The sequence below is a fragment of the Nocardiopsis sp. NPDC006139 genome (assembly GCF_040614155.1).
GTDB lineage: Bacteria > Actinomycetota > Actinomycetes > Streptosporangiales > Streptosporangiaceae > Nocardiopsis > Nocardiopsis changdeensis.
Genome location: NZ_JBEXTT010000012.1, coordinates 165,902 through 185,840, shown reverse-complemented (window position 1 = coordinate 185,840; position 19,939 = coordinate 165,902). Strand labels below are relative to the sequence as shown.

The window sequence follows — 19,939 nt, the reverse complement described above, 5'->3', positions numbered from 1 at the left end:
GTTCTCCTGGTTCGCACGGCTCTCCCGGCTTTCCCGGTTCCCCGTGTTCACACGGCTCGCCCGGCTCTCCGGGTTCTCCCGGTTCCCCGGGCTCTCCGGGTTCGCACGGCTCTCCTGGTTTCCCGGGCTCTCCGGGTTCACAGGGCTCACCGGGTTCCCCAGGTTCACCTGGCTCCCCGGGCTCTCCGGGTTCCCCGGGCTCACCGGGTTCGCCCGGCTCACCCGGCTCTCCGGGTTCGCCCGGCTCACCGGGGCCCGGCTCACCGGGGCCCGGGTAGCCGGGCTCCGGGTATCCACCGCGCTCCGCGGACTTGTACACCTGCTCCACAGCGATCTCCGGCAGGAGGACCTGTGGCTGATCGCTCAGCGCGCGCTCCACCGCCTGTTCGATGTCCACCGCTGTGCCGGCCTCCGGCTCGGCGAGAACGGGAGACGTGCTCCACAGGAACGGGGCGACGAACACCGCGCCGGTGAAGGCGGCGGCCATCCGTACGAGGCTGCGGGCACTGATGGACTGGGCGGCCTTCGGGGCCGACTTCGGGCAATGGTCCATGTCCGAATCGTCGATAATTCATCGCTTAAAGTCACTGATAGCCACTCTCAGTAACGGCAAAGCGATCACAAAACCCGCGCAAACAGGTGGATCGTTCTGCTGTGTCGGGCCTCCGCCCGCTTATCGACCGCCTACGCGTCGAAGATCGACGTCCTCCTTGTGGAGCCGTCGAGCACGCCGCCGTATCGGATGTCGACCCCCGGGGTGTCCGGGGGGCGGTCCCGTCGGCCCGCGGCTAGCGTTCATCCTTCTCTCATTGCAAGGGTTCGGGATGGCGGTGTTGCGTTAGATTTAGAGCCATTGCAACGATTTCAGAGAATCTACCTGCGATAACAAGAGTTGCTCGCAACATTGATATTGCCCAATCCATGAATGCAACGTAGCGTTTCCATCAACAGAAACACACCGACAAGGAGTGGACAATGCAGAGCTTCGACACCCCCGCCCCCGTCTCCGTCATCCTCGACATCCCCGCCGGCCGCATCGGCCTCATCGCCGCCGACCGCCCCGACACCACGGTCGACGTCCTGCCCGCCGACCCCGCCAAGGGCCGCGACGTGAAGGCCGCCGAGCAGATCACGGTCTCCTTCGCCGACGGTGTCCTGCGCATCCAGGCCCCCGAGGCCCGGAACCGGATCTTCGGCGACTCCGGGTCGGTCGAGGTGACCGTCCACCTGCCCGCCGGCTCGCGCGTCGAGGCCAGGGCGGCCGCCGCCGGGTTCCGCGGTGCCGGCCGGCTCGGCGAGGTCTCCTACGAGGCCGCCCAGGGGCCGGTCGAGATCGAGGAGGCCGCCGGCGCCGACATCGCCATCCAGGACGGCGGCATCACCGTCGGCCGCCTCACCGGCCCCGCCCGGCTCGGCACCGCCAAGGGCGACATCCGCGTCGACGAGGCGGTGCGCGGCGAGCTCGTGCTGAGCACCCAGGACGGTGACATCTCGGTCGCCGCGGCCGCCGGGGTCTCCGCCTCCCTGGACGCCGGCACCTCCTACGGCCGCATCGACAACGCCCTCAAGAACGACGGCACCCCCGGCCTCGACATCCGCGCCACCACCACCCGCGGCGACATCGCCGCCCGCAGCCTCTAGGGCGTGTTCGGTGGATGCTTTCGAGCGTTTCGGCGCTTGCGCCGAATGCCGGGAGCGGCCGCGAGGCGATCTCTCGCAAGACGACCGGCGCAGGTCAGCCCGGGGTCGGCTGTCCAAGCGCAGGCGGCGCGGCGAGAGGAGGCCTCGCGGCCGCGACCCGGAATGATCCGCCGAACACGCCCTAGCCCGACCGCCCCCCCCGACCCGCCCCCCGGCACCGAAGGAGCACACCATGACCGACACCCCGACCGTCCACGCCGAACCCGCCCCGCCGACCACCCCCGACCCTGCCGGGCCGGACCGCCCGGAACTCCGTAAGGCCGTCGAAGAGGTCGTCGCCCGCGGCTTCGCCGGATTCCAGCTGCGGGTGCACGACGAGCAGGGAGCCTGGACCGGCAGCGCCGGAGTGCGCGAGCTGGGCGGGACCGAGGAGCCGCCGACCGACGGCCACTTCTGGATCGGCAGCACCACCAAGACCTTCGTCGCGACCCTGGTCCTGCTCCTGGTGGCCGACGGCCTGATCGGGCTGGACGACCCGGTGGCGGACCGACTGCCCGCGTTCGGCCTGGACGGGCGGATCACGGTGCGCATGCTGCTCCAGCACACCAGCGGGCTGTACAACTACACCGGCGAACTCGAGCCCGACGGGACGATGGTCCTGGGCATCGACGCGGTCGGTGAGGTGTGGGCGCGCAACCGGTTCCGCTCCTACCGGCCCGAGGAGCTCGTCCGGTTCTCCCTGGAGCGCCCGGCGCGGTTCGAGCCGGGGGCGGACTGGAGCTACTCCAACACCAACTACACGCTGGCCGTGCTGTTGATCGAGGAGGTCACCGGCCGCACGTACGCCGAGGAGATGCGGCGGCGGATCCTGGACCCGCTCGGGCTGTCGGGCACCGCGGTTCCCGGCGACTCGCCGGACCTGCCCGCGCCCCACGCCCACGGCTACCTCTCCTACGAGGCCGACGGCGAGCGGACGACGGTCGACGTCACCCGACAGAACCTCTCGCTGCTGGTCGGCGCCGGCGACATGTACTCCACCACCCGGGACCTGCACCTCTTCTTCTCCGCGCTGCTGGGCGGCGGGATCCTGCCGGAGCCGCTGCTGGAGCAGATGCGCGACCCGCACCCGAAGATCGGCTACGGGCTGGGACTGTTCGTGCAGGACCTGGGGCCGGACCGCGGCACGGTCCTCCACCACAACGGCAGCCCGCCCGGGGGCTACGGGGCGCTGATGGTCGCCTCTCCTGACGGGAGCACGACCCTGACCGCCTCGCTGACCATGGGCGACGCCGACATCGACCCGGCACAGGTGTTCCCCGGCGTGCTGGACCTGCTCTTCACGGCGGTGTTCCCCGCCGGACGGGCCGGATAGCCGTCCGGGACGCGCCGGATCCGCCGGGTCCGGCGCGTCCCGGACGTGCGCGGACGCCGGCCGGGCGGCCGCGCCCGTCGCGTGAGGGGCCGTGGGGCTCCGGGAGGCGATCCCGGGGCCCTCCCTCACACGCGGGACCCGGCCTCCGCGGCCGCGGGGCGCGTCCGTCCACAGGCCGATTCCCGCCGCCGACGAAGGTCAGCCCCCGCCCCGTCCCGCCCCGACGGAAGTCGGCGCCGTCACTCGTGGAAGGGCTCGCCGGTCACCACGTGGTCCGCGTGGCTGAGGGCCTCCAGGACCAGTCTGCGCAGGTGGCCGTCGGCCAGGCTGTAGATCACGTTCCGCGAGCGCCTGCGCGACTCCACCAGTCCCGCCAGGCGCAGCTTGGCCAGGTGCTGTGACACCGCCGTCCGCGAGGCCCCGCAGGCCTCGGTGAGGCGGCCGACGTCGGCCTCCTGCTCCGCCAGCAGCCACAGCAGGTGCAGGCGGGTCGGGTCGGAGAGCAGGGCGAACACCCCCGCCGCCACGGCGAGCCGCTCGGGTTCGGGTGGGGCCGGGTGGGACAGGCTGGGCGCCCGCCGTTCGTCGCTGGTCCGCATGTGCGCAGTCTAGGCGGGCGAACGTTCCATCAACATGTGCGTACTTGCGCACATGTATGATTCGGGGAAACCGCCCCGTCCCCGATCCCCTCGGAGGTGCCCCGTGTGGCGTGCTCTCGTGGACTTCCCCGCCTACCGGCGCATGTTCGCCGCGCAGGTGGTCGCCCTCGCCGGAACGGGCCTGGCCACCGTGGCCCTCGGACTGCTCGCCTTCGCCCTCGCCGGTGACCGCGCCGCCGCGGTCGTCGCCACCGCCCTGACCATCAAGATGGTCGCCTACGTCGGCGCGGGCCCCCTGCTCACCGCCGCCCTCGTGCGGGTCCCCCGGCGCGCGGTCCTGGTGGGCGCCGACGCGGTGCGGGCGCTCGCCGTCGCCGCGCTGCCCTGGGTCGACCAGGTGTGGCACGTGTACGTCCTGATCGCCGTCCTCCAGTGCGCCTCCGCCGTCTTCACCCCCGCCTTCCAGGCCGTCATCCCCGAGCTGGTCGACGACCGCGGCTACACAGGCGCCCTCGCCCTCTCCCGCCTGGCCTACGACCTGGAGGCCCTCGCCTCGCCCCTGCTCGCCGCCGCGCTGCTCGCCCTCGTCCCGTTCCACGGCCTCTTCGCGCTGACCGCCGTCTCCTTCGCCGCCTCCGCCGCCCTGGTGCTCACCACCGCGCTGCCGCGGGACACCGGCGACCCCCGCCGGGCCGCCGCCTCCTGGCGGGTCTTCGCCACCGACCCCCGGCTGCGCGCCGTCGTCCTCCTCGACCTCGCCGCCGCCGTGGTCACCGCGCTGGTCCTGGTCGACACCGTGGTCCTGGTCCGCGCGCACCTGGGCGGCACCGACGCGGGGGTGGCGGTGGCGCTGGCTTTCTTCGGCGCGGGCTCCATGGCGGTCGCCTTCGCCCTGGGCCGCCTGGTGGACCGGTTCGGGACCCGGGCGCTCATGGTCGCCGGCCCCGCCGTGCTGGCCGCCGGGTCCGCCTTCCTGGCGGCCGGCTGGGCGCTCGCCCCCGGCTTCGCCGTGCTCGCGGCGGGCTGGACGGTCCTGGGCCTGGGGTGCTCGCTGATCGCCGCCCCCTCCGGGCGGGTGCTGCGGGACGCCGCCCCGGAGGGCGGCCTGGCCGGGGTGCTGGCCGCGCGGTTCGCGCTCTCCCACGCGTGCTTCCTGGTCACCTACCCCCTCGCCGGATGGGCCGGCGGCCTGGACCCCGCGGCGGTGTTCGCCGGGGCGGGCGCCGCGGTCGCGGTGTGCGGCGCGGCCGCGGTGCTGCTGTGGCGTCCGCGGACCGCGAACCCCTAGGGGGCACCCCCGCTCGTCCCGGATTTCGGTCGTGGCCGTTTGAAAACAGGTCACAAATGACCCGAAAAAATGTAGGTTCGTGCAACAAGCCCGCGGCGGTTCACGACACCAGGAGGCCCCCGTGTCCACCCGGAACCCGACCGTCCCCCTCTCCGGGGGCCGGGGAGCCCCCGACCACCCGGGGGACGGCGTCCGAACAGGAGATACGGGGCCCGCGGACGGGTAGGGTCCCCTTGCCGGGCCCGTATCCCGTCCGCCGCACCGGCGTCCACCACACCAGGAGGTAATGCGTGCCCACCCGGAACAGGACCGTTCTCGTCGTCGGCGCAGGCGTGGCCGGTTCCGCCTTCGCCCACTGGGCCGCCCGGCACGGCTTCGCCCCCACCGTCGTGGACCGGGAACCCCGGCTCTCCTCCCGGCTGTCCCGCCTGGAGATCGGCTTCGGCGGCATCGGCGTCCTCGAACGCATGGGCCTGCTCGACCGCCTCGCCGACGAGGTCGGCCCCCCGCCCGCCGTCGAGTTCCGCTTCGGCGAGGACGGCGACCCCGTCCGCTGCCCCGCGCCCCCGGCCGAACACTCCCTGGTGGTCCGCCGCGATCCCCTGCTGCGCGAACTGCGGGACCTGACCGGCTCCGACGCCGAGTTCCTGTTCGGGGACTCCGTCACCGCCCTGCGGGAGACGCCCGACGGCGTCGACGTGGAGTTCGAGAACGGCCCGCCCCGCCGGTTCGACCTGGTCGTCGGCGCGGACGGCCTGCACTCGACCGTGCGCGACCTCGCCTTCGAGGGGACGGCCGCCGACCACATCCACGACCTCGGCGTCACCGTCGCGGTGTTCACCGTCCCCGACTTCACGGGCCAGCACGCCCTGTCCACCGTCCTGGTCAAGCCCGGCCGCGGCGCCATGCTCACCGACATCCCCGGGGAGGACGCCCTGGAGGCCGTCCTGCTCCGCCGCAGGCCGTACGGCGAGCGCGACGCCGGGCGGGAGACCCCCGAGGACCTGGCCCGGGCCTTCGCCGGCGACGGCGGGGAGATCCCGCGCATCCTCGACGAGATGTCCCGCGCCGACGTGCAGATCGCCCCGACCCGGCAGGTCCGGCTGGACACCTGGAGCCGCGGCCGGGTGGTGCTGCTCGGCAACGCCGCCTTCTGCGCCGACCCCATGTCCGGCATGGACACGGTGCTGGCCCTCAAGGGCGCCATGTCGCTGGCCGGCGAGCTCGCCCGGGTCGCCGGCGACCACCGGGCGGGCTTCTTCGCCTACGAGGCCGCCATGCGCCCGCACGTGGAGCACGCCCAGCGGATGGGCGAGGACACCGTCGACGGGGCGGCGCCCTCCGGCGGGTCGAGCGGCCTGCGGGTGATGCGCACGGCCCTGCGCGCGGAGCTGCTGGCGAGCAAGGTGATCTCGCTCTTCACCGGCGGGAACGGCATCGCCGAGACGGGCCCGGAGTTCCCCTTCGAGCGCTACCTGCCCGCGGGGGAGCGCGGCACCGTCTGACGCCTCAGCCCGCGGCCGGGGTGCCCCAGCCGGACCCGATGGCCTCGGGGACCAGCTCCAGCTGGCGCATGAAGCAGCCCAGCAGGCCGGAGAGGCCGGCGGCCCCCGCCCTCTCCCACTCCTCGTGCCCGTTGGAGAGCGCCGCGAAGAAGACCGCCGACACCAGCTCGGGCCGGGGGTCGCCGGGCTCGGCGCCGGTGCGCAGCGCGATCGCCTCCGCGAGCCGGGACTGGCGGCGCCGGCAGTAGGTCATGCCGGTGCGCACCAGCTCGGGGCTCTCCGCGATGATCTCGGCCGCACCGCCCTTGAAGTGGTGCATCGCCGTCCGGCTCAGCGTCTCCCAGTGGTCGCGCATGGCGTTGCGCAGCGCCTCGAAGGGCGCCTCGTCGGCGGGGCGGGCCAGCAGGTGCTCGATGAGGACGTCGTCGACGCTCTCCATCGCCTCCAGGACCACGTCCTCCTTGGTGGGGAAGTACCGGAAGAACGTGCGCTGGGAGACGCCCGCCCTGGCGGCGATCTCCTCGGTGGTGGTGTTCCCGTAGCCCTGTTCGTGGAACAGGCGCAGCCCCGTCTCGATGAGCGCTCTGCGCGTGCGCGCCTTCTTGGCCTCGCGCAGCCCCGGGCGGCAGTCCCCGGTGACCTCCCCGACGGCGTCGGGGCTCGTCGTGCTCATGGACGCGCCTCCTGTCCCCATGGTGTCGCCACGGTTTCCCCCCGGTGTCCCCCCGGAGGCCCTTCCCTGGAGGATACCTCTGCGCCCATGTGGTGTCAGTCACTGTAAAAAGTCAGTGGCTGACAAGTGTCAGTGGCTGTCATAATCTCGGAGCACAGTGGACCGGGGCATCCGGAAGACCGTTCAGGGGGATCACATGACCGCGCAGACCACACCGCCCGCGACCGCCGCGCCGCCCGGCCGGCCGGCGTCCGCCTGGACGCGCAGCCCCTGGGCGACGCTGGTCGCCATCGCGTTCGGCGTGATGATGGTGGCGCTGGACGGCACGATCGTGGCGGTCGCCAACCCCGCCATCGGCGCCTCGCTGGGCGCCTCCCTGGCCGAACTCCAATGGGTCACCCACGGCTACCTCTTGGGCCTGGCCGTCTTCCTCATCACCGCGGGCAAGCTCGCCGACAGGTTCGGCCACCGCCGCGTCTACCTGGTGGGCGTGGTCGGGTTCGTCGCCTCGTCGGTGGCGATCGCGCTGTCCTCCGGCGTCATCATGCTGGTGGCCTTCCGCATCGCACAAGGCGTTTTCGGCGCGCTGCTGCTGCCCTCGGCCATGGGCCTGCTGCGCTCGGTGTTCCCGCCCAGCAGGCTCGGCCGGGCCTTCGGCGTGTTCGGCAGCCTCATCGGCGCCTCCACCGCCGCCGGGCCGATCGTCGGCGGCCTGCTGGTGGGCTCGTTCGGCTGGGAGGCGGTCTTCTACATCAACGTCCCGGTCGGCGCGGTCGCGCTGGGCCTGGGCCTGTGGCTGCTCGCCGCCAACCGCCCCACCGACGCCGGCGGCCGCCTGGACCTCCCCGGCATCGTCCTGGTCAGCGTCGCCGTGTTCGCCCTGGTGTGGGCGCTGGTCGAGGCGCCGGTGGTGGGCTGGACGCACCCGGTGACCCTGGTCTCGCTCGGTGCCGCCCTGCTCCTGGGCCTGGCCTTCGTGCTGTGGGAGCGCCGCCCCGAACAGCCGCTGCTGCCGCTGTCCCTGTTCGCCGACCGGTCGGTGTCCATCGGCGTCGTGCTCACCGTCGTGATGGCCGTGAGCCTCATGGGCTCGCTGTTCTTCGTGACCTTCTACCTCCAGGGCGTGCGCGGTCTGACCCCCGCGCAGACCGGGATGCAGCTCATCGCGATGACCGCCACCATGGCCGTCACCTCGCCGCTGGCGGGACGCCTGCTGGACCGGGTCGGCGCGAAGCCGCCCACCACGGCGGGCCTGCTGTCCGGGTCGGTCGGCATGTTCCTGCTCTCGGGCATGGACGCCGACACCGGCGTCCTGTACACCTCCGCCGCCTTCCTGCTGCTGGGCGCGGGCCTGAGCCTGGTCATGACCGGTGCGACCGCCGCGATCATCGGCAACGCGCCCGTGCGGCTGGCCGGGGTGGCCTCGGCGCTCCAGCAGGCCGCCATGCAGCTGGGCGGCTCGCTGGGCACGGCCGTCCTGGGCGCGGTCATGTCCGGGACGATCCTGGCCACCCTGCCCGGGCACCTCGCGGCGGCCGGGCAGGACGTCCCCTCGGCGGCCGGGCTCGCCGCCGTGCAGAGCACCGTCGCCCAGGGCGGGGCGGTGGTCCCCGAGGGGGCCGCCGCGGAGGTCGCCGAGGCGGTCACCCGCGCCAGCAACCTGGCCTTCCTGGACGGGCTCCAGCTGGCCTTCCTCATCGCGTCCGGACTGCTCATGGCCGGTGCGATCCTGTCGCTGTTCATGCGCGCCGGGCGGATGGAGGACGACCAGGAGGCCCCCGTCGTCCACGTGTGAGCGCGCCGGGCGGGGGACCCCTGCGGGAAGGAGGAGGGGCGGGGCCGCACGGCCCCGCCCCCCTTCCCGGGCCTGATCAGGTGGTGTAGTCCGCGTTGATGCGGATGTACCCCTCCGTCAGGTCGCAGCCGTAGGCGGTGAACCCGCCCCCGGCGATCCCCAGGTCCACCGAGATCACCACCTCGTCGCCCTTCATGTGCTCGGCCGCCCGCGCCAGCACCTCGTCGGTCGACTCCGCGGGGTAGGTCTCCACGTCGCCGAAGAGGATGCGGGTGTTCTCCGGCAGGATGTCGGTCTCGTCCGAGCACTTGCCGACGGCCATCGCCACCCGGCCCCAGTTGGGGTCGGCGCCGTGCACGGCCGTCTTGACCAGGGGCGAGTTGACGACCGCCTTGGCGACCCGCTTGGCCTGCGCGTCGTCGCGGGCCCCGGTCACCCGCACCTCCAACAGCTTGCTCGCCCCCTCGCCGTCGGAGGCGATCATCCGGACCAGCCGCAGGGCCACCTCGAACAGCGCCGCCTCGAAGTCGGCGAGGTCCACCGGCCCCGCCAGGCCGTTGGCGAACAGCGCCGCGGAGTCGCTGGTGGAGGTGTCGCTGTCGATGCTCAGGGCGTTGAAGGTGCGGTCCACCACCCGGCGGAACACCTCGTCCAGCACCGGCCGCTCGATCTCGGCGTCGGTGAAGAACCACGCCAGCATCGTCGCCATGTCCGGCTCGATCATGCCCACGCCCTTGGCGATCCCGGTCAGGGTCGCGTTCCCCACCCGCGCCGAGGCGATCTTGGGGTGGGTGTCGGTGGTCATCATCGCCGCCGCCGCCCGGTCCAGGTCGGCGGGCGGGAACTCCTCGGGCAGCCCGTCCAGGTGGGCGCGGACCTTCTCCATCGGGTACGGGCGGCCGATCACGCCGGTGGACGCCACCAGGATCTCGTCGGCCGGCACCCCGGCCGCCGCCGCCACCCGCTCCTGGAGCTCGCGCGCGTTCTCCTCGCCCACGCCCCCGGTGGCCACGTTGGCGTTGCGGGCGATCACCGTGACGCCCCGCGCCCGCCCGTCGGCCGCCGCGCGACGGCTGAGCACCACGCTGGGCCCCGCGAACCGGGACCGCGTGAAAACGGCCGACACGTGCGCGGGCACCTCGGACACCACCGCGAAGAAGTCGTCGTTGGGGTCCTTGATCCCGATGTTCCCGGCGACACCGCGGAAACCGGCGGGAACGGGGGTCTTGCTGCTCAATCGTCCTCCTCGGGGTCGTGGGCGCCAGACTACTCCGCCCGGGAGCAAGGCCCTGATTACGGCCCTGACCTGCGAGGGTTTCGTCCTGTGCGGAGTCCGGAACGGTGTGACAACGAGCAGATAACGGGGTATCCGCGGGAGTGAGTGGAGAACATCGGGGGGAGGCGTGTGGTGCGTGACGGAGACTGGCTCACCGAGACGGGGGCGCGGATACGCGGTGTCCTGAAGGTGATGGTGGACGCGGGCTGGCTGCCCGGCGGCGCCGCCGTCATCGGCACCGGGGGCATGTGGGAGTTCGTCGCGGTCGGCCGGATCGACGAGGACAACGACACCGCCCCCGACGTCGCCTACGACGTCGCGAGCCTGACGAAGGTGATGGCGACGTGGCCGCTGGTCGGCCAGGCGGTCGTCGAGGGAATGCTGGATCTGGACGCCCCGATGTCCGAATACCTCCTCGCGGACGGGCTGCCAGGAGCGGCCGTCACCACCCGGCAGATCCTCACCCACACCAGCCGCCTCAACCAGGTGACCTGGCTGGAGAGGTACGTGGGCACCGACCAGGACCTGGCCGAGGCGATCCTGGCCGATCCGCTGGAGGAGCCCGGGTACCGGTACATCGACCGGGGGTTCATCCTGCTCGGCCTGGTGCTGGAGCGGCTGTACGGGACGGGGCTGGACCGGCTGGCCGCGGACCTGTGGGACGAGCTGGGCATGCGGTCCACGGCGTTCGGACCGCTGGCGCGCTCGCCCGGGGTGGCGCCCACCGAGCGCCGGCTGCCCGGCGCCGCCCCCGCCTGGGGTGTGGTGCACGACGAGGCGGCGGCGCTGATGGGCGGGGTGGCCGGTCACGCGGGCGCGTTCACGACCGCCATCGACCTGGGCGCTTTCGCCCGGGAGCTGCTGCGCATCCACGAGGGCGGGGACGGGCCGGTGCCCTCGCCGTTCGTGCGGGAGAGCTGGCGGCCCCACGTGGACGCCGGGCAGCGGCTGTGGCGCGGGCTGGGGTGGCTGGTGACCCCGGAGGGGGTGGTCTACCACAACGGGTTCACCGGGACGAGCCTGTTCATGCACCCCGAGACCAGCAGGTACGTGGGGGTGCTGACCAACGCGGTCTACTACGGCCGCGCCCGCACGGGCCTGGCGGACCTGCGCTCGGCGGCCCGGTCGGCGGTGTCGCCGCAGGCGCACGACTCTACCCCGTAGGCCGGGGCGGCCGTCCGGTGCGCGGTGCGGCCCCGCTTCAGGGCCGGGCCAGGGCCCGGGCGAGCGACCCGAGGAACTCCGCCAGTCCGGCCGGGCCCGGCACCACCAGGTCGGCGGCCTCGACGACCCTGGCGGCCTCGCTGGAGGCCGCGCAGACGGTCAGCCCGGGGAGCCCGTCCGCGCGCAGCCGCGCCACGGCGTCGAAGGCGGGCAGGTCGCCCAGGTCGTCGCCCGCGTACAGGACGGAGCCGGCGGCACGCTCGGCCACCAGCGCGGACAGGGCCGCGCCCTTGTCCACGCCCGCGGGGCGCAGCTCGATGACCATGCGGCCGGGCTCCACCCGGAGCCCGGCCCGCTCCGCCAGTGCGGACAGGTGCGGGGCGAGCAGCGCCAGCGCGGCGTCCGGTTCGGCGGTGCGGCGGGTGTGCACCGCCAGCGAGCGGCCCTTGTCCTCGATCCAGGTGCCCTCGGGCGCGTGGAGGGAGTCGATCAGGCCGGGCAGTTCGGCGCGGACCAGGGCCACCCCCGGCGGCGGGTCGGCGGCCAGTACGCGGCCGTCCGCCCAGCGTTCGGCGCCGTAGTGGCCCAGCACGATGATGCCCGGGACGCGGTCCAGCCCGCCCAGGCCGACGGCGGTGGCGGCCGGGCGCCCGGTGACGACCGCGACCGTGCCCAGCCGCCCGGCCAGCTCCGCGAGCAGTTCCACGATCCCCGGCTGGGGGGCGGAGGTGCGCGGGTCGTCGACGATGGGGGCCAGGGTCCCGTCGAAGTCGAAGGCGACCAGGGCCTTGGCGGGGTCGGTCAGCAGGGCGTCGAGCGCGGTGCGCCCCTCGGCCGTGCTCGGTTCGGGCGGCTGCATGGCGGACCTTTCCGGACGGGCGGCGCCTCCAACCTACCCGGGGAGGACAGGGGGAGTCCGAGGACGTCGCGGAACCGGCGTCCGATGTCCGTGCCGTGTTCGGCCGCCGTTCACCGGTGCCGGTGCACGATGGGGATTCGTGTGGGATGAGAGAGGCGGGTGCGCACCTGAGGGTGCGCACCCGCCTTGTTGTCTGGTTTCGGACCTGCGGTCGCGTCCGTGGTTCTTCGGGCAGAGAGCGACCGAAAAGGGGCCTCAGAGTCGGATGCCCAGCCGCCGCGCGTTGCGTTGGCGCTGGCGGTCGGCGCGCACCCGGCGCAGCCGCTTGACCGTCATGGGGTCGAAGGCCAGCGCCTCGGGGCGGTCGACCAGCCCGTTCAGCAACTGGTAGTACCGCGTGGCGGAGAACCCGAACTCGTCGCGGATCGCCTGCTCCTTGGAGCCCTCGAACTTCCACCACTGGCGCTCGAAGGCCAGGATGCGCTGATCGCGTTCGGCCAGTGCCGACTGACCGTCTTCGGTCCGACCGATATTCGGCATGGGACACCCCCTGGGCGGGAAATTGGTTTGTCCGGATCGGCCCGACTCATGCTAGCGACTCGACATGCCGGATGCGGAGCGGAAAACCCAGGACTGGCAGCGGGGATACAGTTACCTTTCCTACCCCCGCGGCCACTTGTCCACGCCGGAAACCTGTGCTCATGACAGAATTACGGTGGTACAGGGGAGCAACATTAGGGAGCCTGTCGTGCTCGGGGGCATCAGCCGTCACAGGGAACACACCGGGATCGTCGCCATCGCCGCGACCGTCGTCCTCGGTCTGGCCGCCGCCCCCGCGGCGGCCGACGGGGTCCCCGATTTCCGCCCCGAACAATGGGGACTCCAGTCGATCAACGCCCAGGAATTGTGGCCGGAAACACAGGGCCAGGGCATCACCGTGGCCCTGCCCGGGGCCTCCGTCCACGCCGACCACCCGGACCTGGTCGACAACCTGACCGTCGACGAGGAGTTCGGCGGCAACGACGGCGACGCCGATACGGGCACCGCCGCGGCCGCTTTGGTGGCGGGCCACGGGCACGGGATGGACGCCGACGGCGGCGTGCTGGGCGTGGCCCCCGACGCCGGGCTGCTGGTCCTCCCCACCGGGGACCGGCTGGCCGGCGCGGTGCGCCACGCGGTCGACGCCGGGGCGCAGGTCGTCCTGCTGCCCGAGATCCCCGACGGGACCGACCTCACCGGGGCCACCCGCGACGCCGTCGCCGCCGGGGTCCTGGTGGTCGGCCCGGCCGACAACCCGGCCGACCCCAACGTGCTGGCCGTCGGCGGGATGGACGAGAACGCCGAGCTGATCCCCGGATCGCCCGACGCCGGGGCGATCGAGCTGGTCGCACCCGGCGCCGACCTGGAGACGGCCGGGCCCGACATGGGGCAGGTCCAGGTCACCGGCACCGAGTACGCGGCGGCGATGGCCGCCGGGGCCGCCGCGCTGCTGCGCTCGGCCCACCCGCAGCTGCGCCCCGAGCAGATCCGCGAGGCACTGGTGGAGGGCGGTCAGCAGGGGCCGGACGGGCTGCCGAGCCTGCACCTGACCGGCGCCGAGGCGCTGGCCTCCGGGACCGCCCAGGACGTCCCGCTCTTCGACGAGGAGCTGGCCGACCGGGCCGACGAGGGCCCCGCGGTGCCGGTGTGGGTGTGGTTCGCGCTGGTCGGCCTGGTCCTGGTGCTGGGTGTGGCGCTGGTCGTGGTGTGGGTGCGCCGCTCCTCCGCCGACCCCTACGGGGTCAAGGCCGAACGCGCCCTGGAGGAGGCGGAGATCGCCGAGCAGCGCGCCGCCGAGGCGCCGCCCGCCTCCCGCCGGAAGAAGGGCGGCCGCCGCCGCAAGGGCTGACCGCGCCCGGGCGCCGGGCGGCGGGAACCGTCCGGCACCGGGCGGGCGCGGCCGCGCCGGGGGAGCGGTGGCGGGCGGGGCCGCGACGGGCTATACAGGGGGCCGGATTCCCGCGACCCCTGGAGGGACCGTGCCACGCATGTCCGACGGCAGTGCCGGTGACGCCGACTACGCCGTGATCTCCCGCTCCTACACCGACCACCGGGTTCCCGAACCCCGGATCGCGCGGATCGTGCACGAGGCCCTGGGCGGCGCCCGGACCGTTCTCAACGTCGGCGCCGGGGCGGGCTCCTACGAGCCCGCCGACCGCGAGGTGACCCCCGTGGAGCCCTCGGCGTCGATGCGCGCGGCGCGGCCGGCCCACCTGCCCGCGGCGGTGGACGCGGTCGCCGAGGACCTGCCGTTCGCCGACGGCGCGTTCGACGCCGCGATGACGACCTTCAGCGTCCACCAGTGGGGCGACCTCCCCGCCGGCCTGGCCGAGCTGCGGCGGGTGACCGCCGGACCGGTCGCGGTCCTCACCTGCGACCCCGGCCTGGTGCGCGACTTCTGGCTGTACGAGTACGCGCCCGAGGTCCTGGACACCGAGGCCCGCCGCTACCCGTCCCCGAAGTCCCTGGCGGAAGGGCTGGGCGGGAACGTGCGGACCATTCCCGTGCCCATTCCCCTGGACTGCTCCGACGGATTCAACGAGGCGTACTACGGCCGCCCGGAGCGGCTGCTGGACGAGGGGGCGCGGCTGTCCTGCTCGGCCTGGAGTTTCGTGGGGGAGGAGGTCGAGCGGCGTTTCGTCGAACACCTGTCCCGCGACCTCGCCGACGACACCTGGGACCGGCGGCACGGGCGGCTGCGCGCACTGCCCGAGCTGGTCGGATCCCTGGTCCTGGTGGTCTCTTCGCCGGAGTGAGGGGTTTCGGAAGGAAAGATACGCGCAAAAGGGAGAATCCGAAGAAAAAGGAGCACGAATTCTCTCCATGCGTATCTGCGGTGTTGCTCTCCGTGGTGATTCGTCCCTTGGTGGTGTTACGAATACACGTGCATATGTAAGCGACGCCGGATGCTCTTGACGCGGGCGGGTCAACGGAGAAATCTTTGTGGAATGTCTCCCCTCGAAGCATCACCGTTGCCCTCCCGCGGGGAAACGCGGATCGATCCGGCCCCCCAGCACCGCAACCTCATCAACGGTCGGGTCCACATCCTGGACTACGACCCCAAGTGGCCCTACCTGTTCGAGCGCGAGGCCGACCGGGTGCGCGGCATCCTCGGCGACCGCGTCCTGCTCTTCGAGCACGTGGGCTCCACCGCGGTCCCCGGCCTGCCCGCCAAGGCCTGCGTCGACCTGCTGCTGGTCGTCGCGGACTCCGCGGACGAGGACTCCTACCTCCCCGACCTCGCCAGGGCGGGGTACACACTGGTCATCCGCGAACCCGACTGGTACGAGCACCGCGTGTTCAAGGGCCCCGACGTCAACCTCAACCTGCACGTCTTCAGCGAGGGCTGCGAGGAGATCGAGCGGATGCGCCGGTTCCGCGACCACCTCATCGCGAACCCCGGGGCCCGCGAACGCTACGTCAGGGTCAAGCGGGAGCTGGCCGAACGCACCTGGGAGAGGATCCAGGACTACGCCGACGCCAAGAGCGCGGTGGTGCGCGAGATCCTCGCGGAGGCCGGGGCGCCGCTGCCCGAGGACTGACCGGGGCCGCTCAGCCGCGGGCCCGGGCCAGGCCCACCAGCACCTTCGCGGACAGGGCCGCCCACACCAGGCAGTACAGGCCGAAGACGGTACCGCCGGACCCCTCGGCCAGGTCCCGGTAGACCATGCCGACCGCTCCCGCCAGCGCCATGAGCGCCACCGCCCCCAGCGGCGGCAGGGACAGCCACCGGGGTACCCGACGGGCGACGGGCAGGGCCGCCAGGAGGAAGAGCAGGGCCACGGCCAGCCCGACCCCGGCGTTGGCCCACTGGGCGGCGGCCACCCCGCCGGGGCCGAACCCGGCGTAGGAGTCGGCCGGGACCGCGGGGCCGCCGGTCACCCCCAGCCGGCCGGCCAGGGCGTACTGGACCTTGGAAGCGACGTAGAGCAGGGACCACAGCGCCGCGGCCACCGCCCAACGGGCGGTGTGGTGCGGTGGCCGGGCGGTGGAGGGGTGCGGGGTCCGGATGTCCATGGGCCCAGCATCGCGCACGGCGCGGCCGCGCCCCTCCCCCGTGCGGGGGAGCCGGCTCCCCCGGCGGTGGGGTTCCGCCGGGGGGAGGAGCGGGCCCCGGGCCGGGGCCAGGGATCAGCCCAGGGAGCGCAGCTGGTCCTGGAACCACCGGCGCGGCGGCAGCGCCACCGCCGCCTCCGCCAGGCGCTCCCGCCGGGCCCGGCGCTCGGCCGCGGGCATCGACAGCGCCCGGTGCAGCGCCTCCGCCGTCTCCACGGTGTCGTAGGGGTTGACGGTCAGGGCGTCCCCGCCCAGCTCGTCGGCGGCCCCCGCCTCCCGCGACAGCACCAGCACCGAGTCCCGCTCCGACAGCACCGGGCCCTCCTTGGCGACCAGGTTCATGCCGTCCCGGATGGGGTTCACCAGCAGCACGTCGGCCAGCTGGAACGAGGCCAGCGAACGCGGGTAGTCGTCGTTGACCTCCAGGACCAGCGGCGTCCAGTCGGCCGTCGCGAACTCCTCGTTGATCTCCTTGGCCACCCGCAGCACCGTGTCGGTGTACTCGCGGTACTCGGGCACGTCGCCGCGGCTCGGGTAGGCGAACGCCAGGTGGGTCACCCGCCCGCGCCATTCGGGGTGCGCGTGCAGCAGCTCGCGGTACGCCTCCAGGCCCCGCACGATGTTCTTGGACAGCTCGGTCCGGTCCACCCGGACGATGAGCCTGGTGTCCCCGACCAGCTCCTCCAGGGTCTCCCGGCGGACCGCCACCAGCGGATCGGCGGCGCTCTCGCGCAACCCCTCCTCGTCGGCGCCCAGCGCGTGCACGCCCACCCCGACCACCCGGCCGCCGTACTCCACGGTCCGGTTGCGGAAGTCCACGTCCGCGCGCAGGATCTCCGCGCAGCAGCGCAGGAAGGCATCGGCCCAGCGCGGGCTGAGGAAGCCCAGCCGGTCGGCGCCGAGCATCCCCGACAGCAGCTCCCGGGCGATGTCGTCGGGCAGCATCCGGAAGTACTCCGGCGGGGCCCACGGGGTGTGCGAGAAGTGCGCGATGCGCAGATCGGGACGGCGGGCCCGCAGGATGCGCGGCACCAGCGCCAGGTGGTAGTCCTGCACCGCCACCCGGGCGTTGTCCGCGGCACCCGCCACCAGCGCCTCGGCGAAGGCGTTGTTGTAGGCGGTGTAGTCCTCCCACCGCCGCCGGAACCCCGAGCCGAAGGACGGCTTGTTCGGGGTGTCGTACATCATGTGCTGGAGGAACCACAGCGTCGAGTTCGCGACCCCGGTGTAGGCCCCCTGGAAGGTCTCCTCGGGGATGTCCAGCATGTGCACGCGCATGCCGCCCAGGTCGTGGTCGCGGTCCAGACGGGCCCCCGGGGCCTCGGCCGCGGCCCGCCGGTCCCCCTCGGACAGGGCGGCGCACACCCAGATGCTGTCGATCTCGGTGGCCACCGAGATCATGCCGGAGACCAGGCCGCCGCCGCCGCGGCGGTGTTCCAGGGAGCCGTCCTCGTTGATCGAGAAGGACACCGGTCCTCGGTTGGAGGCGATGAGGATCTGTGCCTTGTCCACGTGGTCTCGTCCTCTCGGGTGCGCGGGATCCGGTCGAGCGCAGGATACGGAAACGGCCCCCGTGGCCGGTGCCGACCCGGTGCGGAAGGGACGGAGGGCGGAGGGCGCACCCTAGGTCTCGCCGGTCGGCGTACGCCCCAAACCCGCCCCAGGTCACGGGCGCACGATGTCACGCGGTGGAAACAGGGCACACGCGCGCGGCCGCCGCCGACCTGTGCCGTCTCACCATGTGAGTCGGTTCGTGTTACCCGGATCACGCCCCGTGGAAAACCGGCCGACACGTCCGTTACAGTGACCTTGCCGGTTCCGGGAGGAGCCGGCGGCCACACCACGACAACTTCATATTGCTCATCCAGAGGGGTGGAGGGACCGGCCCTGCGAAGCCCCGGCAACCATCTCGGCGTACATCGCTCGCGGACACGCGAGGCGGCCGGGACAGGTGCCAACTCCGGCCTGGGGACAAGGTGTCCGCCAGGGAAGATGAGGGGAGACGCCTCGCCATGGCGATTGCCGCCACCGAACCCACCTCCGTCCGCGCCTTCGGCCCCGCCGCCGCGCTGTCCTGTCGCGAATGCGGTGAGCGCTACGACCTCACCCCCCGGTTCGCCTGCGAGTTCTGCTTCGGCCCGCTGGAAGTGGCCTACGACTTCGGCGCCGTCACCCGGGCCGACATCGAGAGCGGCCCCGCCAACATCTGGCGCTACCGGCACCTGCTCCCGGTCCCGGAGAACGTGGCCGAGCTGCCCAACATGAACCCCGGCCTCACCCCCCTGGTCAAGGCCGACCGCCTCGCCGCCGAACTGGGCCTGGCCTCCCTGCACATCAAGGACGACTCCGGCAACCCCACCCACTCCTTCAAGGACCGGGTGGTGGCCATCGCCGTCGAGGCGGCCCGCAACTTCGGCTTCACCACGCTCTCCTGCTCCTCCACCGGCAACCTGGCGGGCGCCGTCGGCGCCGCGGCGGCCCGCGCGGGGTTCCAGTCCTGCGTGTTCATCCCCGCCGGGCTGGAGGAGGCCAAGGTCGTCATGGCCGCGGTCTACGGCGGCCAGGTCGTGGCCATCGACGGCAACTACGACGACGTCAACCGGTTCTGCTCCGAGCTCATCGGGGACCCGGCGGGCGAGGGCTGGGGCTTCGTCAACGTCAACCTGCGCCCCTACTACGGCGAGGGCTCCAAGACGCTGGCCTACGAGATCGCCGAGCAGCTCGGCTGGCGGCTGCCCGAGCAGATCGTCATCCCGATCGCCTCCGGCTCCCAGCTCACCAAGATCGACAAGGGCTTCCAGGAGCTGATCAAGCTGGGGCTGGTCGAGGACCGGCCGTACAAGGTCTTCGGCGCGCAGGCCACCGGCTGCTCCCCGGTGGCGCAGGCGTGGGACAAGGGCCTGGACGTCATCCAGCCGGTCAAGCCCGACACCATCGCCAAGTCGCTGGCCATCGGCAACCCGGCGGACGGCCCCTACGTGCTCGACATCGCCCGCCGCACCGGCGGCTCGGTGGAGCACGTGGGGGACGACGAGGTCGTCGAGGCGATCTCGCTGCTGGCCCGGACCGAGGGGATCTTCGCCGAGACCGCGGGCGGCGTCACCACCGGCGTGCTGCGCAAGCTGGTCCGCGAGGGGCGGCTCGACCCCGGGGCCGAGACCGTCGTCCTCAACACCGGTGACGGGCTCAAGACCCTGAACGCCGTGAGCGCCGGGGTGACGGCCACCATCAAGCCGTCCCTGAAGGCGTTCGCCGAGGCCGGACTGGCCTGACCCCGCTCCCCGGGGCGGCGCCACGCCCCGGGGCCCACTCCCTCCACGACCACCACCACGGAAGAAGGACGCCATGAGCGCCAGCGTTCGCGTGCCCACCATCCTGCGCACCTACACCGACGACGCCGCGGAGGTCACCGCGCAGGGCGGTACCCTCGCCGAGATCCTCGACGACCTGGAGGCCAACCACCCGGGCATCCGGGCGCGCATCCTCGACGAGAACGGGAAGGTGCGGCGCTTCGTGAACGTGTACGTCGGCGACGAGGACGTGCGCTTCGCCCAGGGGCTGCAGACCGAGGTCGCCGAGGGTGCGCAGGTCTCGATCATCCCGGCGGTCGCGGGCGGCTGCTGACGGCCCCCGTACCGCACGACCCCCCGAACCCCGCCGGCCCACGAGGCC

Annotated in this window: 19 protein-coding genes and 1 riboswitch; of the genes, 12 read left to right on the top strand and 7 right to left on the bottom strand. The window is 73.1% G+C overall.

The window, feature by feature from the left end; all coding sequences use genetic code 11:
• The 3 genes from ABZ249_RS18115 to ABZ249_RS18105 all read left to right on the top strand — a co-directional run.
• Nucleotides 1-607: hypothetical protein (locus ABZ249_RS18115; RefSeq protein WP_355263945.1), on the top strand; the 607-nt coding region annotated here is incomplete at its 5' end.
• Nucleotides 608-975: 368 nt separating this feature from the next.
• Nucleotides 976-1,641 (top strand): DUF4097 family beta strand repeat-containing protein, encoded by a 666-nt coding sequence (locus ABZ249_RS18110; RefSeq protein WP_355263942.1) that lies wholly within the window; start codon nucleotides 976-978, stop codon nucleotides 1,639-1,641.
• 232 nt (nucleotides 1,642-1,873) lie between these two features.
• Nucleotides 1,874-3,013, top strand: coding sequence for a serine hydrolase domain-containing protein (locus ABZ249_RS18105; protein ID WP_355263939.1), 1,140 nt, complete (start codon nucleotides 1,874-1,876; stop codon nucleotides 3,011-3,013).
• 239 nt (nucleotides 3,014-3,252) lie between these two features.
• On the opposite strand, the gene ABZ249_RS18100 is transcribed toward ABZ249_RS18105, so the two are convergent.
• Nucleotides 3,253-3,612, bottom strand: coding sequence for a metalloregulator ArsR/SmtB family transcription factor (locus ABZ249_RS18100; RefSeq protein ID WP_220564671.1), 360 nt, complete (start codon nucleotides 3,610-3,612; stop codon nucleotides 3,253-3,255).
• Nucleotides 3,613-3,715: 103 nt separating this feature from the next.
• Between ABZ249_RS18100 and ABZ249_RS18095 the strand changes: the two genes are divergently transcribed.
• Both ABZ249_RS18095 and ABZ249_RS18090 read left to right on the top strand, forming a co-directional pair.
• Nucleotides 3,716-4,900 (top strand): MFS transporter, encoded by a 1,185-nt coding sequence (locus ABZ249_RS18095; protein ID WP_355263935.1) that lies wholly within the window; start codon nucleotides 3,716-3,718, stop codon nucleotides 4,898-4,900.
• 290 nt (nucleotides 4,901-5,190) lie between these two features.
• The gene (locus ABZ249_RS18090; protein WP_355263932.1) at nucleotides 5,191-6,405 is read left to right on the top strand and encodes an FAD-dependent monooxygenase; all 1,215 of its coding nucleotides are present in this window, start codon (nucleotides 5,191-5,193) and stop codon (nucleotides 6,403-6,405) included.
• 4 nt (nucleotides 6,406-6,409) lie between these two features.
• On the opposite strand, the gene ABZ249_RS18085 is transcribed toward ABZ249_RS18090, so the two are convergent.
• A complete protein-coding gene (locus ABZ249_RS18085; RefSeq protein WP_355263929.1) occupies nucleotides 6,410-7,078 on the bottom strand; it encodes a TetR family transcriptional regulator in 669 nt (222 codons plus the stop codon).
• Between the two features lie 196 nt (nucleotides 7,079-7,274).
• Between ABZ249_RS18085 and ABZ249_RS18080 the strand changes: the two genes are divergently transcribed.
• Nucleotides 7,275-8,873, top strand: coding sequence for an MFS transporter (locus ABZ249_RS18080; protein WP_355263926.1), 1,599 nt, complete (start codon nucleotides 7,275-7,277; stop codon nucleotides 8,871-8,873).
• A 76-nt stretch (nucleotides 8,874-8,949) separates the two neighbouring features.
• On the opposite strand, the gene argJ is transcribed toward ABZ249_RS18080, so the two are convergent.
• Complete coding sequence (gene argJ / locus ABZ249_RS18075; protein WP_355263923.1) at nucleotides 8,950-10,110, bottom strand: bifunctional glutamate N-acetyltransferase/amino-acid acetyltransferase ArgJ; 1,161 nt, start codon at nucleotides 10,108-10,110, stop codon at nucleotides 8,950-8,952.
• Nucleotides 10,111-10,281: 171 nt separating this feature from the next.
• On the opposite strand from argJ, the gene ABZ249_RS18070 reads away from it, so the two are divergent.
• Entirely contained in the window at nucleotides 10,282-11,313 is a 1,032-nt protein-coding gene (locus ABZ249_RS18070) for a serine hydrolase domain-containing protein (protein WP_355263920.1), read from the top strand.
• 37 nt (nucleotides 11,314-11,350) lie between these two features.
• On the opposite strand, the gene otsB is transcribed toward ABZ249_RS18070, so the two are convergent.
• Together otsB and ABZ249_RS18060 are read right to left on the bottom strand one after the other, a co-directional pair.
• Nucleotides 11,351-12,172 carry a trehalose-phosphatase gene (gene otsB, locus ABZ249_RS18065; RefSeq protein WP_355263917.1) on the bottom strand — a complete coding sequence of 274 codons (822 nt, stop codon included), beginning with the start codon at nucleotides 12,170-12,172 and terminating at the stop codon, nucleotides 11,351-11,353.
• 255 nt (nucleotides 12,173-12,427) lie between these two features.
• Nucleotides 12,428-12,712: a DUF3263 domain-containing protein gene (locus tag ABZ249_RS18060; RefSeq protein ID WP_220564678.1), complete on the bottom strand. Its 285-nt coding sequence runs from the start codon at nucleotides 12,710-12,712 to the stop codon at nucleotides 12,428-12,430.
• A 208-nt stretch (nucleotides 12,713-12,920) separates the two neighbouring features.
• On the opposite strand from ABZ249_RS18060, the gene ABZ249_RS18055 reads away from it, so the two are divergent.
• The 3 genes from ABZ249_RS18055 to ABZ249_RS18045 all read left to right on the top strand — a co-directional run bounded on the left by ABZ249_RS18055 (nucleotide 12,921) and on the right by ABZ249_RS18045 (nucleotide 15,753).
• Nucleotides 12,921-14,060, top strand: coding sequence for a S8 family serine peptidase (locus tag ABZ249_RS18055; RefSeq protein ID WP_255647021.1), 1,140 nt, complete (start codon nucleotides 12,921-12,923; stop codon nucleotides 14,058-14,060).
• Nucleotides 14,061-14,190: 130 nt separating this feature from the next.
• The gene (locus ABZ249_RS18050) at nucleotides 14,191-14,967 is read left to right on the top strand and encodes a methyltransferase domain-containing protein (protein WP_355263912.1); all 777 of its coding nucleotides are present in this window, start codon (nucleotides 14,191-14,193) and stop codon (nucleotides 14,965-14,967) included.
• A gap of 192 nt (nucleotides 14,968-15,159) precedes the next feature.
• Entirely contained in the window at nucleotides 15,160-15,753 is a 594-nt protein-coding gene (locus tag ABZ249_RS18045) for a GrpB family protein (RefSeq protein WP_220564681.1), read from the top strand.
• A 10-nt stretch (nucleotides 15,754-15,763) separates the two neighbouring features.
• Here ABZ249_RS18045 and ABZ249_RS18040 read toward each other — a convergent pair whose 3' ends face one another.
• Together ABZ249_RS18040 and ABZ249_RS18035 are read right to left on the bottom strand one after the other, a co-directional pair.
• Nucleotides 15,764-16,228, bottom strand: a complete 465-nt coding sequence (locus ABZ249_RS18040) for a hypothetical protein (RefSeq protein ID WP_355263909.1) — start codon at nucleotides 16,226-16,228, stop codon at nucleotides 15,764-15,766.
• A gap of 114 nt (nucleotides 16,229-16,342) precedes the next feature.
• Nucleotides 16,343-17,779 carry a trehalose-6-phosphate synthase gene (locus ABZ249_RS18035; RefSeq protein ID WP_355263906.1) on the bottom strand — a complete coding sequence of 479 codons (1,437 nt, stop codon included), beginning with the start codon at nucleotides 17,777-17,779 and terminating at the stop codon, nucleotides 16,343-16,345.
• A 345-nt stretch (nucleotides 17,780-18,124) separates the two neighbouring features.
• A riboswitch (SAM riboswitch) is annotated at nucleotides 18,125-18,266 on the top strand.
• A 13-nt stretch (nucleotides 18,267-18,279) separates the two neighbouring features.
• On the opposite strand from ABZ249_RS18035, the gene thrC reads away from it, so the two are divergent.
• Together thrC and ABZ249_RS18025 are read left to right on the top strand one after the other, a co-directional pair.
• A complete protein-coding gene (gene thrC / locus ABZ249_RS18030) occupies nucleotides 18,280-19,539 on the top strand; it encodes a threonine synthase (protein ID WP_355263903.1) in 1,260 nt (419 codons plus the stop codon).
• Nucleotides 19,540-19,612: 73 nt separating this feature from the next.
• A complete protein-coding gene (locus tag ABZ249_RS18025; RefSeq protein ID WP_220564685.1) occupies nucleotides 19,613-19,891 on the top strand; it encodes a ubiquitin-like small modifier protein 1 in 279 nt (92 codons plus the stop codon).
• The last annotated feature ends 48 nt before the right edge of the window (nucleotides 19,892-19,939 follow it).